The sequence below is a fragment of the Extibacter muris genome (assembly GCF_004345005.1).
GTDB classification, from domain to species: domain Bacteria; phylum Bacillota; class Clostridia; order Lachnospirales; family Lachnospiraceae; genus Extibacter; species Extibacter muris.
On record NZ_SMMX01000022.1, the window covers coordinates 30532 to 46395 of the forward strand.

A 15864-nucleotide genomic window follows, 5' to 3' on the forward strand; every position below is an offset into this window, starting at 1 on the left:
TATGGTCAATACAACGACAAGGGCGTGGGGGTCCCCGGGAAGATACATACAAGGGCCGGGTGAATTAATGAGGCTTGCAGTGCATACGAAGAAATACGGAAAAAGAATCTTTGCTGTCATTGATGAGTATTCTGTTACCATACTGAAATTACAAAAGAGCGTATAGAAGAGGCCATTTCAAAAGCACGTGCGTTTCAAGCGGAAGCTATAGTAGGAATTGGTGGCGGCAAAGCGATTGATACGGCCAAATGTGTCACTTCAGAGCTGGAAGTTCCTTTGATTGCCATACCTACGAGCGCTTCTACCGATGCGCCTACGATTGCAATGGCAATCATCTATAATGACAGACATGAACATGAAGATGTTTATTATTTTTCCAAAAATCCGGACATGGTACTCATAGACAGCTCTGTCATAGCAAAAGCTCCTGTCCGCTTCCTCGTGTCCGGCATGGGAGATGCATTGGCCACGGCATTCGAAGCCCGGACAACGATGGCGATGGACAGCAACAACTATATCTGCCAGGAGAGCGGGAGCTACCGGAGGACGAGAACAGCAGAAATTATCGCTGAAGAGTGCCTGAGAACAATCATGCAAAATGGCCGGCTGGCAAAACTGGCTAATGAGAACGGGATTGTAACAGAACCTCTCGAAGCGGTGATTGAGGCCAACACGCTGATGAGCGGCCTTGGATTTGAGAATGTAGGCTGTGCCGCGGCCCACTGCATCTGCAACGGCCTGTCTTCGTTACCGGGAGGCGACAACGCACTTCACGGGGAAAAGGTGGCGTTCGGTGTCATCTGCCAGCTCCTTGCAGAGCACGCGCCAGTAAAAGAAATCGAAGAGGTCATACAGTTTAATCTCAGCGTGGGATTGCCAGTAACACTCAAGGATATGGGAATCGAAACAAATGAAGAGACGTACGAAAAGATAGCAGGCGACCCGGACCGGACCGAATGGCAGAGGGAGCCATTTTATACAAATGCCCGAATTGTGGCGGACATTGTCAAGTGCGCGGATGAGCTGGGAAAAATGTATGCCGGAAGGGCATCCCTTGATACATAGCCCCTCGAGGCGGATGTGTTTTTTAGATAAGATAAAAATGATGAAACACCAGAAAGGAATTGTGATGCTTAGGATTGCAGTATGTGTGAAACAAGTTCCGTCAGATAAGATTACCGTAAGTGACGAAGACGGCAGCCTTGTTCGGTCTGAGATGAAAAGCAGCATGAATATGTATGACTATGCAGCACTTGAGACAGCGCTTCATATAAAAGAACAGGCAGGAGGAAGTATCGATGTATTTACAATGGGACCGAAGCATGCAGCAGAGACACTGAAAGAGTCGCTGGCCTACGGCGCGGACCGGGCATTTCTTTTAAACGACCGTGCATTTGCAGGAGCCGATGTGCTGGCAACTGCCTATACGTTATCTTGTGCGCTCAGAAAGGCAGGTCCCTATGACGTCGTTGTCTGTGGCCTGAAAACAACAGACGGAGATACGGCACAGGTGGGAGGAGAACTGGCGGCCGATCTCCATGTCATGTACGTGCCCGGAGTATGCGCGGCTTTAGAAGCCCATGGAACGTTCATAAAAACAAAGATATTGACAGATGACCAAATAATCACCATAAAGGCGCAGCTTCCGGTTCTTATGTCTGTAGAACCGTCTGCATGCACGTTCCGGGTGCCCACGCTGGTACAGCGGCTGCAGAGCAGAAAAAAAGAGATACAGGTGTGGGATGCAGAAAGTATCGGGGCAGACCGGGCAAAGACAGGACAGGCAGGCTCCGCCACCAAAGTAGTGAAGATTATCACAAACAGCCAGGAAAAGAAAGTAAAACTACTCAGACTTTCAGCAGAAGAGACAGTATCGTTGATAGAGGAGCGCAAGAATGCATGGATAAAAACATCTTAGTATATATTCAGAGAAAAGGAGAGCGCGTGGAGCCAGTCAGTCTGGAGCTTCTGGGAAAAGCAGAGAAGCTTTCAAAGGAGACAGGCTTTCGGGTTTATGCCGCATGCTTTGGAGAGACTGCAGAAAAGACGGTCGGACTGCTAAGCGGGTATCCGGTTGAAAAGCTGTTTGTCTATGAAGGAAAAGAAGCGTGCCTTGATGTAAATATGGTAGCAGACGTGGCGGCAGATTTGTGCCGCAGGATAAAACCGGATATAGTACTTATCGGTGCAACCCGCCACGGGAGAAATCTTGCGCCCTGTATAGCAGCCCGGCTCAGGACCGGACTGACCGCCGACTGCACAGAACTTCACATCGACAGAGAAGGTGCACTTGTGCAGGTGCGTCCTGCTTTTGAAGAAAAAAAGCTTGCCTATATCCAGACGTGTACAAGACCTCAGATGGCAACCGTACGCCCGGGGGTTATGGAAATTCCAAAAAGAAACCTGGATGGCATATCAAAGCCGGTTGTCGAGAAGATAGAAACAATACAAGGAGGATTAACACAAAAAGGTTACGAGATTCTTAAACAGGAACCTGTCAGGAGGGTAAATACTGTCAATATTACGGAAGAGAAACTGCTTGTTGTTGCAGGAGAGGGTATTACAGAGCGGGAAGATATTGAGGTGTTGGAATGTTTTGCAGGCTCTATGGGAGGAACCATCGCATGTTCCAGGAAACTGGTGGAACGGGGATGGTTTACAGTGGAACGGCAGGTGGGGCTTTCAGGTAATGTTTCAAATGCGGAACTTATGATTACAGTGGGAGTATCCGGGAGTGTTCAATTCCAGGCAGGAATCCATAAGGTAAAACATCTGATTGCAATTAATACGGATCCGGATGCACCTGTCATGGCATTGGCAGATGAGGGGATTTTGCTGGATCTACATCTTTTTATTCAGAGACTTAGGAAAGGACTGGAAATGAAACCCATTGACAGATACCAGGTACAAGCTTAAGATAAGTGTCAAATAGCTTCAGTGCGGGATGCGTATTCCTTTTTAAGCCGTGCTGGGAAAGAAGAGGCTTTAGCCATGAAGAGAATGATTGAGTTGTTTGAAGACAACCCGGTTATACCGGGGGTTATCTGTGATGAAGATGTGGAACTTGTATTGGAGAATGAGACAAAGATTGCGTTTACCTTGTTTGGGGAGATTGCAGATATTGGTAACATTGTGAAGCGTCTAAAAGACGGAGGAAAGACAGTTTTTGTGAATATTGATATGGTGGATGGCTTTGCAGGAAGGAATTCTGTAATTAAGTTTATGAAGCAGAATACTGTGGCAGATGGAATTATAAGTTCGAAAGCTTCCATGCTCAGGTATGCGAAAGAACAGGGTTTTTACACAGTACACAGATTTTTTATACTGGATTCATCTTCCTACCGGAGTATCGGAAAACAATTGGAAATTAGTAAGGCTGATTTTATAAATGTAGTGCCTGGCTGGACAAAAGTTGTAGAGTGGGCTGTGGAGGAGCACAAAAAGCCTGTTATTTCGGCAGGGCTGGTGTGTGATAAGAAGATAGTGATTGATAATCTGAATGCAGGGGCGATTGCAATCTGCAGCACGAACCATGACGTATGGGAGTTATAGATAAGGGAGAAGTGTATGAAACCACTGATTTTAGTGTCCAATGATGACGGGATACATTCACCTGGCCTTAAGGCGGCCGCGGAGGCGGTAATGGAATTGGGAGAACTTGTGATTGCAGCGCCGGCATGTCAGCAGACATCCATGGGAAGAGCATTTCCCAGGACAGATGAATTGGGGAAAATCGAGCGGGTTAAATTAATGCTGAACGGAAAAGAAGTTACCGGATATAAGGTATATGGATTACCGGCATATGCAGCGGCCCACGGCATTTTAGAATTATCCCGGAGGAAACCGGATATATGCATCAGCGGCGTCAATTATGGAGAGAATCTGGGAACAAACCTGACATGTAGCGGGACGGTGGGCGCGGTTCTGGAAGCAGACACCCATGGGGTGCCGGGTATTGCACTTTCTGTCACCGCTGATATAGGTATCCAGAGAAGCACGGAGTATCCGGTAAGAGAATGGGACAGGGTGAAAAAGATAGTGAGATACTGGACAGAAAAAAGTCTGTGTGAAGGAATGGGATATGGAGCCTCCATGCTGAACATTAACATACCGGAGCCGGTGCCGGAACCGGAATCTTATTGCTATACCAGGCAGAGCAGACAGGGGTATTTCACCTTTTCAAAACCGCTGATAAAAGATATGTTCAGACCATATGAAATTCCCACGGCAATAGGCTGTACAGAAGAAAGCCTTGGGAAGGACGATGATATTTATGCGGTGTGTATTAAGAAAATTGTCTCAGTGACACCCATGGCACACGATTTGACGGTGAAGAATTTTTGAACATCAGGAGAAAATAAATGCCAGGGAAATTAAAAAAAGCCTTTTTACATACCATGACAATTCCATAGGAGATGCACGGAGACGGTGAGGGGATGGGGTCTGGCTGGTGTGTGACTAAAAACGTACTCACTGCATATTATAGGAATAAAAGGATGTAAGGGGATTTTTTTATGCCATATTCAGTCATGGTGGATGCGGGCCACGGCGGCCGTGATCCAGGCGCTGTCTACAACGGCAGACAGGAAAAGGACGATACGTTACGTCTCGCCCTGGCAGTGGGTGAGATATTGCAGGACAATGGAATAGATGTGTCCTACACGAGGACGACAGATGTATATGAGACACCATTTGAGAAAGCGACGAAAGCGAATAATGCGGGGGTAGATTTCTTCTTGTCCATCCACAGGAATTCTTTCCCGACGGATAATCAGGTATCAGGGGTGGAAAGTCTTGTATATGACTTGTCAGGGCTCAAATACCAGGTGGCCCAGGACATCAATGACCAGCTGGAGGCGGTGGGATTTGTAAATCTAGGCGTGAAGGCAAGACCGAACTTGGTCGTGCTGAGAAGAACAAAGATGCCGGCGGTACTGGTGGAGGCCGGATTTATCAATTCCGATACGGATAATATGCTCTTTGACAATAATTTTGATGCCATCGCGCAGGCAATCGCGTCAGGCTTTCTTGACGCCCTCAACTCAGCGGGGGTCATCCAGGAGAACTATTACAGAGTACAAGTCGGCCTGTTCAGGAACTGGAACTATGCGGAACGGCTGCGCAATGAGCTGCTGGAGCAGGATTACCCCGCATTTATCGATGATTCGGGCCCGTACTTAAGCGTCCAGGTAGGAGGATATGACAATTTAAGCGATGCGGTCGAAATGGAAAGAAGACTGAAGATGGACGGCTATCAGACCTTGATCATCAGCTGATATTTAACGTAGATTTATCACCAGTCCACGGGTTCCCTTAACAATACTAAATTATAATAAAGACAGCAAAGAGATGAGAACGAATTTAGTGAGGAGGTATTGTGATGAAAAGATTGTGGGAACTGATAAATAGAGTATTTCAAAACGACTTCGCGACAGGTGTATTTCTTGCGGTCAATATTATATGCTGGTCCGCGGAGGCCCTCATAACAGGCATGGTCTTCTGTATAGCGTCAGGCGCATCAGTGTGGGTGTATGCGACAAGCATCATGTGCGCCGCGATTTATGTCGGAATAATCTTCGGGCTGTTCGGCGGCATAATATTTCTGATGAGTAACCGGGGACAGGGCAAAATGAATTGGGGACGGAGGTTTTTTAAAAAACCTCCGTCCCCAATTCATTTTGCCCTGTCCCTATTCGTCAGAACATTCTTAAGTCCAGATTTTTAGGAAGCTTGCTGGAATCGATGTGATGTGCTCTGGCGTATGCGAACCAGATATCGGTTATCTTCGTCTCTCCTTCCCGGATGGAAGCGTATTCTTTTTGGAAGGCTTTTTCGAGGAAGACCCAATCTTCCAAGTGGAGGGCGGCTTCGCATTCGAGCAGGTATATACGCTCATCCTCCTTCAGATGTACGGGCAGCCTGCGGTACAGGCTGTCTATCGTGTCCCACTGTCCGTCTTTGGAGAGGAGCTGGAAGTATTCCTGAAGGTAGGCGCGGTCAGCATCCAGATACGTATCGAAGGGAATCTGCTCCATGTGCCGGACCGCCTTCCTGAGGTTACCTTCCTGATTCGCCGCGTAGGCAAGATTGCGGTGCAGGATTGGGAGGGGCTTCTGGAGCAGGCATTCTTCCCATAAGGAGACGGCATCGCCGTAGCTGCCGTTTTCGTACAGGCATACGCCGAGGAGAAGCCGCCCGGTAATGCTGTCCGGATGGGTGGACAGGCAACGTTCAAGATACGGTATATAATTGACGTCCGTCATCCACGAAGCAGGAAGATGAACGCCGTCTGTTTCAGGCAGCGTGCGGCCTTCCATCAGACTGAGCCATTGCTCCTGCTCTTTACCTAGGCTTTCTTCCGGGAAGGACAGGCAGGACGGCAGAGGAGCCTTATGCTCCAGGCGCCGTCGTCTGTCCTCCAGCGCGCCCCACCCGTGTCCGCAGTGCAGCACCGTCTTACAGGGAAGGGGAGCAAGACTTCGGCAGCGGGCGTCCGCCCGGGCGACTTCCGATGCGGGGATAGACCGCTCCACAGCCTGATGCACGAGTGATCGCGCCTGGCTGTAGGAGTCCAGGTTCCCCTCTCCCGGCTGTACGGCCGCGGTACCGAATATCTGGGTGAACTCCATGCGGCTCCTGGCGTCCATATCCATGCCGTGCAGCTGTGTCGGCGCAAGCCCGGCCTGGATCTCGATATAGTCGCCCTGCCCCGGAACAGACAAGTAGTCGCACCAGTTGCGTCCGCCGCTATGGCTGCCCCAGCAGAACATCTTGCGGATGCGAAGCGGCTGTGTGGAGCGTTCACAGAATACCGAACCGTCCGTGTAAGAGACAGCCTCCCATGGCGCCGGGTCGGACATGGGATTCTGGAAAAAGTATTCGCTGGAGAAGTCAAAGCACAGGGAATAGGAGGCATCCTTTCCGGACAGTACGGGAAGATGGGGAAGCCGTCCGCGTCCGAAGCAGTGTTCTGAACCTTCTGCCTGAGACTGGGGTTCTATGTACAGGACGTCTTCCGTGCCGGAAAACACACGGCTGCCCGCCTTCTCAGGTACGGCAATGTTCGTCCACCAGTACATAGGTACGCTGTGATCCTGGTCATTTAGAATGGTGACATGGGCGGTGAGGCTGCGAGCCCCCTGTGGCAGATGGAAATCAATCTGCCAGACAAGTCCTCTCGTCCTCTCATAGTCGTACATGCGGAGAAATTCTTCCTCTTTGCCGTCACGGAAGCTGCCGGTTCCGACACTGGCAAAAAACACGTCATCACAGGTAGAAAACGTGTGCCCCAGCTGCGCAATATTCCATTCGATTCCTCCAGAAAACCAGGCATCCCGGATTGCGAGATTGGCCGGCTGCATGACAGGATTGCGAAAGAGCAGCTCCCGGCCGGACGGTTTCTCCTGCAGGGAATAGAGGCGGCCCCCAAATTCAGGTAGAAATTCAGCGCGCAGATGTTCGTTCTCCAATACGATAGTAGAAAGCGACAGATCAGCCTTCACCCTCGTATACCGGTCCTGCATCTTGTAGGGAAGAACGCGGAAAGCTGATTCATACCCGAAATGTTCCAGCTCCTCCGGAAGCATCGTCCCATTGCTTTTAGGGGATTTATGTTTCCGGCGGTCCCTGAACAGAGGAAGCGGGTTGCAGCCTTCCGGTCTTATTCCATTTATCTTAAGAATACCTCTTGCTATAGACATGGTTATATTCTCCTTCTTAACGGCAGAAGCCGTTTCTATTCATTTTACCCACGTAATCGTATCACTTTCATTCATGATTTACAATGGAATTTTTATTCGGAGTGTGCTAATATATTTTGTAAAACGGCGCGTCCCCCGGCTGCCTCGGGGCTTGAGGGCATGAGCCGGAAGGTGGAGGGCATATTATATGGCAGACAGATTGGAATTCAGGAGCAAGCTGAGCAGCATCCAGGAACTTGCCGCCGGGCAGGGGAACCGGCTTACGGTGGAAGAGATAGAGAAGTTCTTTGAGGAGGACAGCCTTTCCCGGGAACAGACAGAGCTCGTCTGTGACTATCTGCTTTCACAGAAGGTATCTGTAATCGGGTATAAGAAGCAGCCGGGCAAAATCATCGAGGCAGAGGAAGAGGTGGCAGACCTGGACAGTGAAGAGCAGGACTATCTTGCGGAATACATGCAGGGCATAGAGGGCATGAAGAGCGGGAATGCAAAGGAAGCGCGTATCGCCTATTATCTGCCTCTTGTAGTAGATACAGCGCTCCAGATGCATCAGAAAGAGGTATTTATCGGCGATATGGTCCAGGAAGGGAATATCAGCCTTATGGCAGCACTTGGCCGCTGTGAAGCGGGAGCCGACGACGAGGATATCGTGATGGAGGAAGTGCGTGCGGGCATACGTGCGTTCATAGAATCCCAGACAGAGACGAAGCGGCAGGACAAAAAGATGGTGGATCAGGTTGCCGAGCTGGATGAGACGATCCGACACATGAGTGAAGATATGGGAAGGAAAGTATCTGTTGATGAAGTGGCGCAGCAGCTTGGCATGACAGAGGCACAGATTGAAGCTATACTCAATCTGGCGGGAGAAGAAGTAAAAAAAGCGCAGGAGGACAAATAAAAAGACGCTGGAATGCAGATTCCAGCGTCCTTATTTTAGTATCCCGTCAATTATCTGTATCATCTTCTGCTTCGGCTTCCGGCAGATATAGATGCACGGTCTCGATCCGGTTCTTATCCAGCGTCTCTACTACCATACGTATCCCTTGTTCTGTCGTGATCGTATCACCTGCTTCAGGGAGCCGGTCCAGCCGCTCGATGATGAAGCCGCCGACAGAGTCATAATCTTCTGATTCGAAGTTTAGGTCGAGGCGGTCGTTCAGATCGTCCAGGTTGGTGGAACCTTCCACGACAAATTCCCGTTCCCCGATTTCCTGGATAAAATCCTCTTCATTTTCATCATATTCGTCATGGATTTCTCCGACGATTTCTTCTAATATATCTTCTAAAGTAATAAGTCCGGCAGTTTCGCCATATTCATCTAATACAATGGCAATGTTGAAAGATGCCTGCCGCATCTCTACCAGCAGTTCCGAGATATTTTTATATTCATAGGTAAAGTACGCTTCGCGCAGTATATCGCGTATATGGAACTCCTTCGTGTTGTCATAGAGAAGAAGGTCTTTCATGTTGATGGTACCGATGACATTGTCTGTAGTCTCCTCGAAGACCGGCAGTCTGGTGAACTTGTCCTCCCGAAATATCTCAAGCAGCTCCATGTAGGTGCTTTCCACATCGGCAAACGTTACGTGGACACGAGGGACCATGACATCCTTGGCCTTGGCATCTCCGAGGTCGAATACGTTATATATCATCTCGCGTTCGTCGGATTCTATGACACCGTCCTCGTGGCTGACATCTACGATGGTACGGAGCTCCGTCTCGGTCATGATATCGTTTTTCGCATTGGGGTCTACGCGTAGAAGAAGGAGCACGCCCATAGACAAACCATTGATAAGGAAGATGACAGGTGTCATGATCTTCATGAACAGGCTGATGACAGGCGCATAGATAAGTGCCATTTTCTCAGCGTGTATAGTTGCCATCGTCTTCGGCGTTATCTCCCCGAAGAGAAGTATCAATACGGTCAGTATACCACTGGCAATCGCCACCATAGAGCCCCCGAAGCTGTATGCAAGGCTTGTGGTAAGAGAGGCGGCAGATAAGTTGACGATATTGTTGCCGATAAGTATGGCGCTCAGCATCTTTCCTGAATCATCTGTTATTTTTAATAATGTTTTAGCCCGTTTGTTGCCGTCTTCGGCCAGGCTGCGGATTCGAATCTTGTTGGCCGTCGTAAGAGATGTCTCCGCGGATGAGAAAAATGCAGACAGTCCCAATAGAACAACCAGTATGATAAGCTGTATGACGTCACTCGAGTCCAATGATAAGTTCACTCCTTTTTTAAAATAGATTATATGGGACTAATATAACGCATTTTCCCTGTTTTTGCAAGTCTGCGTTGAATTTGGCAGGTAGATAGTGTATGATGTACTGAGAAAATTAATGTGATGCTGCCAGGGCCGGATGCTTTTGCCCCGGCATCTGATCGAATGAAATATAATAAGATGGAGATAGATATGAATCAAGATTTTTATAACGCATTGACAGATATTCTGGCAGAGGAAAGAGTGCTCACGGATGAGCCGATGAAGAACCACACGACCTTCCGTGTAGGCGGGACGGCAGACTATTATACCATCCCCCGTACAAAGGAAGAGATAAAGGAAACTGTCCGGATATGCAGGGAATGGGCCGTTCCTTTTTACATTATCGGCAATGGGAGCAACCTTCTGGTGTCTGATAAAGGATACCGGGGAGTCATGATACAGATATGTAAGGGCATGAATGAGATAAGGATTGAGGGACACACGCTTACGGCGCAGGCCGGCGCACTTCTGTCTGCGATTGCAGGCCGGGCGCTGGAGGCCGCTCTTACAGGATTTGAGTTCGCGGCTGGTATCCCGGGCACGCTCGGCGGTGCTTGTGTGATGAATGCTGGCGCATACGGAGGAGAGATGAAGGATGTGCTGAGATACGTCACTGTCCTTACAGAAGATGGGGAGTTCCTTACGCTCGGCCAAGACGAGCTGGAATTAGGGTACCGGACGAGCATTATAGCCAGGAGAGGATATATAGCCCTGGAAGCCGTGATTGAGCTGGAAGAAGACAGCAGGGAACAGATAAAGGCCAGGATGGATGAGCTGAAGGAGAGGAGAGTAACCAAACAGCCGCTGGAATATCCAAGCGCCGGAAGTACATTCAAGAGGCCGGAAGGATATTTTGCCGGCAAGCTGATTGAAGAGGCAGGGCTTCGCGGGTACAGCGTAGGAGATGCCCAGGTGTCTGAGAAGCATTGTGGGTTTGTAATCAACAAGGGAAACGCTACGGCATCGGACATCATGGCACTGATTACAGAAGTGGCCGACCGGGTAGAACGCCGGTTTGGAGTGCGGATGGAACCGGAAGTGAAGAGGGTAGGAGAGTTCTAAGATGAGATTCGTTATAGTTACAGGAATGTCGGGTGCCGGAAAGAGTACGGCGCTTAAGATGCTGGAAGATGTGGGCTATTTCTGCGTAGATAACCTGCCGGTGCCGCTGATTCCGAAGATGGCAGATCTGCTCCGTGTACCGGGGACAGAGATAAACAAGGCGGCGCTGGGGGTGGATATCCGGAGCGGGCAGAACTTCAGGGAGCTGGAGAAAGTACTGGATGAACTGGATATAACAGGTTTGAGATATGAAATCCTGTTTCTGGAATCGAGCGATAATGTACTTGTCAAGCGGTATAAGGAGACAAGAAGGTTCCACCCTCTGTCCGGCAGCGACAGCAGAGTAGACCAGGGGATACAGCGGGAGAGAGGACAGCTGAAGTTTCTGAAGAAGAGGGCGGACTATCTCATCGATACGAGCCATATGCTGACAAGAGAACTGAAAGCGGAACTGAATAAAATATTTGTCCAGAACAAAGAATATAAGAACCTGTATATCTCGGTCCTTTCTTTTGGATTCAAATATGGCATCCCCAATGACGCGGACCTTGTCTTTGACGTACGCTTTCTGCCAAATCCATATTATATAGAAGAACTCCGGTCGAAAAGCGGCAATGACAGGGAGGTAAGAGAGTACGTCATGAACAATGACAAGGCAGAGGAATTTCTTGAAAAGCTGGTAGATATGGTTGAATTCCTCATACCGAACTATATTGTGGAAGGCAAGACGCAGCTCGTCATAGGCATCGGCTGCACCGGAGGCAAGCATCGGTCCGTAACATTGGCAAATGAACTGTTTGAACAGCTTAAGGATACGGATGTATACGGTATACGGATTGAACACCGCGATATAGAAAAAGACGCTATCACTAAGGCCAGATAGCACCTTGTACAGGAAAAGGTTGAGGAGAGGCAGATGTCATTTTCAGGAAATATTAAAGAAGAATTATCCGAACATTACCCCAAGGCCCGGCACTGCAGTCTGGCGGAACTGTCGGCGGTCGTGCACATGTGCGGCAGATTTTCCGAGAGCGCAGACGGTACGTGCATCCTCAGAGTACACACTGAAAATATCGCTGTTGCAAGAAAGTGCTTTACATTGATTGAAAAAACATTTAATATAAGAACTGATATCGCTGTCCGGAGAAATACGGGCAGAGACAGCAGCAGTTATTTTATCCGTGCGGGAGGAAACGAACTGCTGGCAGTCAAGAATGCATCCGTCCAGGCGGTCTGCTGCAAACGCTCCTATATACGCGGAGCTTTTCTTGCAGCCGGATCCATGAGCGACCCAAGCAAATCTTATCATTTTGAGATTGTATGCAGCGAAGAGGAAGAGGCCATGCATCTGAGGGATATCATCAACAGCTTTGACATGGATGCGAAGATTGTGCCGAGAAAGAAGACTTTTGTAGTATACCTGAAGGAAGGCTCGCAGATTGTTGATATATTGAATGTCATGGAAGCTCATATTGGGCTGATGGAGCTTGAGAATGTCAGGATACTGAAGGAGATGCGCAATTCGGTCAACCGGAAGGTAAACTGTGAGACTGCAAATATTAATAAAACCGTATCTGCTGCCGTGAGGCAGATGGAGGATATTTCTTATATAAAAGAAACCGTCGGTTTTGACAAGCTGCCGGAGGGATTAAAAGACGTTGCCCTTACACGTCTTGAATATCCAGAGGCAACTTTGAAAGAGCTTGGTAGTCTGCTCCGGGAGCCGCTTGGCAAATCAGGAGTTAACCACCGGCTGCGCAAGTTAAGTGAGATAGCTGATAAGTTAAGGGAACAGTAAGGAGGAACAATATGATTAAGAAACCTGTAACTATTCAAACGGACATGAGTAAGGAAGACAGATCGGTTGCGTTGCTGGTGCAGGAAGCAAGCCAGTATCAAAGCCAGGTATTCTTCGAAGTGGAAGAAAAGAAGATCAATGCCAAGAGCATCATGGGAATGATGACGCTCAGACTATGTCAGGGAGAGGAACTTACAGTAGTTGCAGAGGGCAGGGATGAAGAGGAAGCAGCAAAAGGGCTGGAGCTGTTCCTTTCTGACAAAAAATAAAATATACATACCTGTTAAACGAAGGTGTTTGATAAGGCATACATGAGAAGGGCATGAAAATGCCCTTTTTATACGCCAGGAAAAAGGAGGGGCTTATGAAAAGGCTGTTATTTATCTATAATCCACATGCGGGAAAGGGATTGCTTAAGCCTAAGCTTTCAGATGTTATCGATATATTTGTAAAGGCCGGCTATGAGGTGGTGACATATCCTACACAGGCGTACCGGGACGCATATAAAAAGGTGCTGCGGTACGAGGTCGACTCTTACGATCTGGTCGTGTGCAGCGGGGGAGACGGGACGATTGATGAAGTTGTGACGGGAATGATGCAGCGCGGCGACCGGTCTCCAATCGGGTATATCCCCACCGGAACTACAAATGATTTTGCCAACAGTCTCCACATACCGAAGGGACTGCTGAGTGCAGCGGACAATGCGGTCAACGGCAGCGTGTTTCCATGTGATGTCGGCAGATTCAATGATGATATCTTCGTATATATAGCTGCCTTCGGACTCTTTACCGACGTATCTTACCAGACGAAGCAGGAAGTGAAGAATGTGCTCGGACATCTCGCTTATGTGCTGGAAGGGACCAAGAGGCTGTTCAATGTACCGTCATACAGAATCAAAGTCACCCACGACAGAGAGACGATAGAAGACGAATTCATATTCGGGATGGTAACGAACTCCAGGTCAGTAGGCGGCTTCCGCAATATGGTCGGGAAGCAGGTCGTCTTCGATGACGGCGTGTTCGAGGTGACGTTGATTAAGATGCCGAAGAATCCGCTTGAGCTCCAGGAGATTGTGGCTGCTCTTCTGATAGAGCAGGTGGATACGAAGCATATGTATTCATTCAAGGCGGGCAATATCGTGTTTGAATCCCTGGAGGAGATACCGTGGACGCTGGATGGGGAGTTCGGCGGTGCCCATGACAGGGTGGAAGTGCAGAATCTGAACAGGCAGCTTGAGATCATGGTGCCAAAGGAGCATATCAGGGAACTGATGCAGAATCCGGAGTCATATCTGCTGGAAGAGAAACGATAGAGGAACAAAGTGATGGAAAAGAGAGAAAAATTTTCTTCAAGACTGGGTTTCATACTCATCTCGGCGGGCTGTGCCATAGGCCTCGGCAATGTATGGCGCTTCCCTTATATAACAGGTAAATATGGAGGAGGGGCATTTGTGCTCCTGTATCTATTCTTCCTTGTCATACTAGGGCTTCCAATCGTAGTCATGGAGCTGTCTGTGGGCAGAGGGAGCCAGAAGAGCTCCGCCATGTCTTTCAATGCGCTGGAACCGCACGGAAGCAATTGGCATGTGTTCCGCTACTTTTCTATGGCCGGCAATTATCTGCTCATGATGTTCTATACGACGATCGGAGGGTGGATGCTGGCGTACTTTGTCAAGATGACGAAGGGGGACTTTGCCGGAGCGGATACGGCCGGGGTAGAGTCTGTCTTCCGTTCCCTTACGTCCAACCGGGATGCCATGCTTTTCTGGATGGTGCTTATCTCTGTGGCAGCGCTTCTTATCTGCTCGATGGGGCTTCAGCAAGGGGTGGAGCTTATTACGAAAGTGATGATGTCGAGCCTTCTTGTCATCATGATCGTGCTTGTCATACGTGCCATGACGCTTCCTGACGCGGTGGAGGGACTTAAGTTCTACCTGCTGCCTGATTTCGGGAAGATGGAGGAGGCAGGTATTAAGGAGGCGGTCTTTGCGGCCATGGGACAGGCATTCTTCACGCTGAGCGTCGGTGTCGGCTCGCTTGCCATATTCGGCAGCTATATCGGAAAAGAGCGGAGCTTGGCTGGTGAGGCGGTGAGCATCACGGCGTTGGACACCTTCGTGGCGGTCGTAGCGGGCCTTATCATCTTCCCGGCCTGCTTTGCCTTTGACGTGAATCCGGGGGAAGGCCCTGGATTAGTGTTCGTAACCCTGCCAAACGTATTCAGGGAGATGCCGGGAGGCAGGATATGGGGCAGCCTTTTCTTCCTGTTCATGACCTTTGCGGCCCTCTCTACGATTGTGGCGGTATTCCAGAACATTATCCAGTTCGCAAGGGACCTGTGGGGCTGGCCGCTTAAGAAGTCGGTCATAGTGAACGGCGTCCTTCTCATAGTGCTCAGCATCCCGTGTGTGCTCGGGATGACAGACTGGTCTTCGCTCACGCTAGGCGGCAAAAATATTATGGATATGGAGGACTTTATCGTCAGCAATAATCTGCTCCCGCTCGGCTCCATGGTCTACCTGCTGTTCTGCGTGACGAGGTACGGATGGGGGTGGGACAGCTTCCTCAAGGAGGCCAACGCAGGAGTGGGCATTAGGTTCCCGTCGGGGCGGGGAGCCAGGTTCTACCTGACGTTTATCCTGCCGCTCATCGTGTTCGGAATCTTTATCCAGGGCTATATAAGCATGATAATGAAATAAATTTAAATTTTCTAAAAAAATGCTTGTCTATTGTACATTTATTTGTTACAATAGACAGGCAGGTGAAATAATGGCTCCATGGTCAAGCGGTTAAGACGCTAGCCTCTCACGCTGGAATCAGGGGTTCGATTCCCCTTGGAGTCACTGATTGCTACCGGTATCTTTCTTTAAAGATACCGGTATTTTTGTTTGCCCAGCATGGGCAAACTCTGACGGGTGAAAGTCCCGAACATGCCCAGATAGTGGGAAGTGTATAGCTGAACAGCAAGGGTGTTTATCGCGAGATAAGATCTGAAAGAAGCTGCAAGCACCCCCCTGGTCTGACGGACAGAAATCACA

17 protein-coding genes and 1 tRNA gene are annotated in these 15864 nt (G+C 49.2%); 16 read left to right on the forward strand and 2 right to left on the reverse strand.

Annotated features, from left to right (window positions below; genetic code table 11):
- Position 1 precedes the first annotated feature (1 nt).
- The 8 genes from E1963_RS19825 to E1963_RS17340 all read left to right on the forward strand — a co-directional run bounded on the left by E1963_RS19825 (position 2) and on the right by E1963_RS17340 (position 5725).
- Positions 2-166, forward strand: a complete 165-nt coding sequence (locus tag E1963_RS19825; RefSeq protein WP_167482239.1) for a hypothetical protein — start codon at positions 2-4, stop codon at positions 164-166.
- Positions 167-174: 8 nt separating this feature from the next.
- Positions 175-1065: a glycerol dehydrogenase gene (locus tag E1963_RS17310; protein WP_243117789.1), complete on the forward strand. Its 891-nt coding sequence runs from the start codon at positions 175-177 to the stop codon at positions 1063-1065.
- Positions 1066-1150: 85 nt separating this feature from the next.
- Positions 1151-1918 (forward strand): electron transfer flavoprotein subunit beta/FixA family protein, encoded by a 768-nt coding sequence (locus tag E1963_RS17315; protein ID WP_167482240.1) that lies wholly within the window; start codon positions 1151-1153, stop codon positions 1916-1918.
- Complete coding sequence (locus E1963_RS17320; protein ID WP_167482241.1) at positions 1900-2916, forward strand: electron transfer flavoprotein subunit alpha/FixB family protein; 1017 nt, start codon at positions 1900-1902, stop codon at positions 2914-2916. Before E1963_RS17315 ends, E1963_RS17320 begins: the two co-directional genes overlap by 19 nt.
- Before the next feature lie 75 nt (positions 2917-2991).
- Positions 2992-3552 (forward strand): glycerol-3-phosphate responsive antiterminator, encoded by a 561-nt coding sequence (locus tag E1963_RS17325; RefSeq protein WP_132280741.1) that lies wholly within the window; start codon positions 2992-2994, stop codon positions 3550-3552.
- A gap of 15 nt (positions 3553-3567) precedes the next feature.
- Entirely contained in the window at positions 3568-4344 is a 777-nt protein-coding gene (gene surE / locus E1963_RS17330) for a 5'/3'-nucleotidase SurE (RefSeq protein ID WP_132280744.1), read from the forward strand.
- Between the two features lie 170 nt (positions 4345-4514).
- Positions 4515-5276, forward strand: a complete 762-nt coding sequence (locus E1963_RS17335) for an N-acetylmuramoyl-L-alanine amidase (RefSeq protein WP_066580031.1) — start codon at positions 4515-4517, stop codon at positions 5274-5276.
- 104 nt (positions 5277-5380) lie between these two features.
- A complete protein-coding gene (locus E1963_RS17340; protein WP_201272060.1) occupies positions 5381-5725 on the forward strand; it encodes a hypothetical protein in 345 nt (114 codons plus the stop codon).
- Here E1963_RS17340 and E1963_RS17345 read toward each other — a convergent pair.
- Positions 5697-7700, reverse strand: coding sequence for a DUF5107 domain-containing protein (locus tag E1963_RS17345; protein WP_132280747.1), 2004 nt, complete (start codon positions 7698-7700; stop codon positions 5697-5699). The two genes, E1963_RS17340 and E1963_RS17345, sit on opposite strands and share 29 nt — an antisense overlap.
- Positions 7701-7887: 187 nt before the next feature.
- Between E1963_RS17345 and E1963_RS17350 the strand changes: the two genes are divergently transcribed.
- A complete protein-coding gene (locus tag E1963_RS17350) occupies positions 7888-8598 on the forward strand; it encodes a sigma-70 domain-containing protein (RefSeq protein WP_132280750.1) in 711 nt (236 codons plus the stop codon).
- Positions 8599-8644: 46 nt separating this feature from the next.
- Here the strand turns inward: E1963_RS17350 and E1963_RS17355 are convergent, their stop codons facing one another.
- A complete protein-coding gene (locus tag E1963_RS17355; RefSeq protein ID WP_132280753.1) occupies positions 8645-9922 on the reverse strand; it encodes an HlyC/CorC family transporter in 1278 nt (425 codons plus the stop codon).
- Positions 9923-10117: 195 nt separating this feature from the next.
- Here E1963_RS17355 and murB point away from each other — a divergent pair, with 195 nt between their 5' ends.
- From murB to E1963_RS17390, 7 genes are all read left to right on the forward strand, one after another.
- Positions 10118-11029, forward strand: a complete 912-nt coding sequence (gene murB, locus E1963_RS17360) for a UDP-N-acetylmuramate dehydrogenase (RefSeq protein ID WP_132280756.1) — start codon at positions 10118-10120, stop codon at positions 11027-11029.
- A 1-nt stretch (position 11030) separates the two neighbouring features.
- Positions 11031-11912, forward strand: a complete 882-nt coding sequence (gene rapZ, locus E1963_RS17365; RefSeq protein ID WP_132280759.1) for an RNase adapter RapZ — start codon at positions 11031-11033, stop codon at positions 11910-11912.
- 33 nt (positions 11913-11945) lie between these two features.
- Positions 11946-12827, forward strand: a complete 882-nt coding sequence (whiA, locus tag E1963_RS17370) for a DNA-binding protein WhiA (protein WP_132280762.1) — start codon at positions 11946-11948, stop codon at positions 12825-12827.
- An 11-nt stretch (positions 12828-12838) separates the two neighbouring features.
- Entirely contained in the window at positions 12839-13096 is a 258-nt protein-coding gene (locus E1963_RS17375; RefSeq protein WP_132280765.1) for an HPr family phosphocarrier protein, read from the forward strand.
- Positions 13097-13191: 95 nt separating this feature from the next.
- Complete coding sequence (locus E1963_RS17380; RefSeq protein ID WP_132280768.1) at positions 13192-14139, forward strand: diacylglycerol/lipid kinase family protein; 948 nt, start codon at positions 13192-13194, stop codon at positions 14137-14139.
- Positions 14140-14151: 12 nt separating this feature from the next.
- Complete coding sequence (locus E1963_RS17385; RefSeq protein WP_132280770.1) at positions 14152-15525, forward strand: sodium-dependent transporter; 1374 nt, start codon at positions 14152-14154, stop codon at positions 15523-15525.
- Between the two features lie 72 nt (positions 15526-15597).
- Positions 15598-15669 (forward strand) — tRNA-Glu (locus tag E1963_RS17390).
- The last annotated feature ends 195 nt before the right edge of the window (positions 15670-15864 follow it).

Coding starts and splice junctions, on each gene's coding strand:
- E1963_RS19825 (WP_167482239.1), top strand. CDS start 2: ATGGTCAATACAACGACAAGGGCGTGGGGGTCCCCGGGAAGATACATA.
- E1963_RS17320 (WP_167482241.1), top strand. CDS start 1,900: ATGGATAAAAACATCTTAGTATATATTCAGAGAAAAGGAGAGCGCGTG.
- E1963_RS17325 (WP_132280741.1), top strand. CDS start 2,992: ATGAAGAGAATGATTGAGTTGTTTGAAGACAACCCGGTTATACCGGGG.
- surE (WP_132280744.1), top strand. CDS start 3,568: ATGAAACCACTGATTTTAGTGTCCAATGATGACGGGATACATTCACCT.
- E1963_RS17335 (WP_066580031.1), top strand. CDS start 4,515: ATGCCATATTCAGTCATGGTGGATGCGGGCCACGGCGGCCGTGATCCA.
- E1963_RS17340 (WP_201272060.1), top strand. CDS start 5,381: ATGAAAAGATTGTGGGAACTGATAAATAGAGTATTTCAAAACGACTTC.
- E1963_RS17345 (WP_132280747.1), bottom strand. CDS start 7,700: ATGTCTATAGCAAGAGGTATTCTTAAGATAAATGGAATAAGACCGGAA.
- E1963_RS17350 (WP_132280750.1), top strand. CDS start 7,888: ATGGCAGACAGATTGGAATTCAGGAGCAAGCTGAGCAGCATCCAGGAA.
- murB (WP_132280756.1), top strand. CDS start 10,118: ATGAATCAAGATTTTTATAACGCATTGACAGATATTCTGGCAGAGGAA.
- rapZ (WP_132280759.1), top strand. CDS start 11,031: ATGAGATTCGTTATAGTTACAGGAATGTCGGGTGCCGGAAAGAGTACG.
- whiA (WP_132280762.1), top strand. CDS start 11,946: ATGTCATTTTCAGGAAATATTAAAGAAGAATTATCCGAACATTACCCC.
- E1963_RS17375 (WP_132280765.1), top strand. CDS start 12,839: ATGATTAAGAAACCTGTAACTATTCAAACGGACATGAGTAAGGAAGAC.
- E1963_RS17380 (WP_132280768.1), top strand. CDS start 13,192: ATGAAAAGGCTGTTATTTATCTATAATCCACATGCGGGAAAGGGATTG.
- E1963_RS17385 (WP_132280770.1), top strand. CDS start 14,152: ATGGAAAAGAGAGAAAAATTTTCTTCAAGACTGGGTTTCATACTCATC.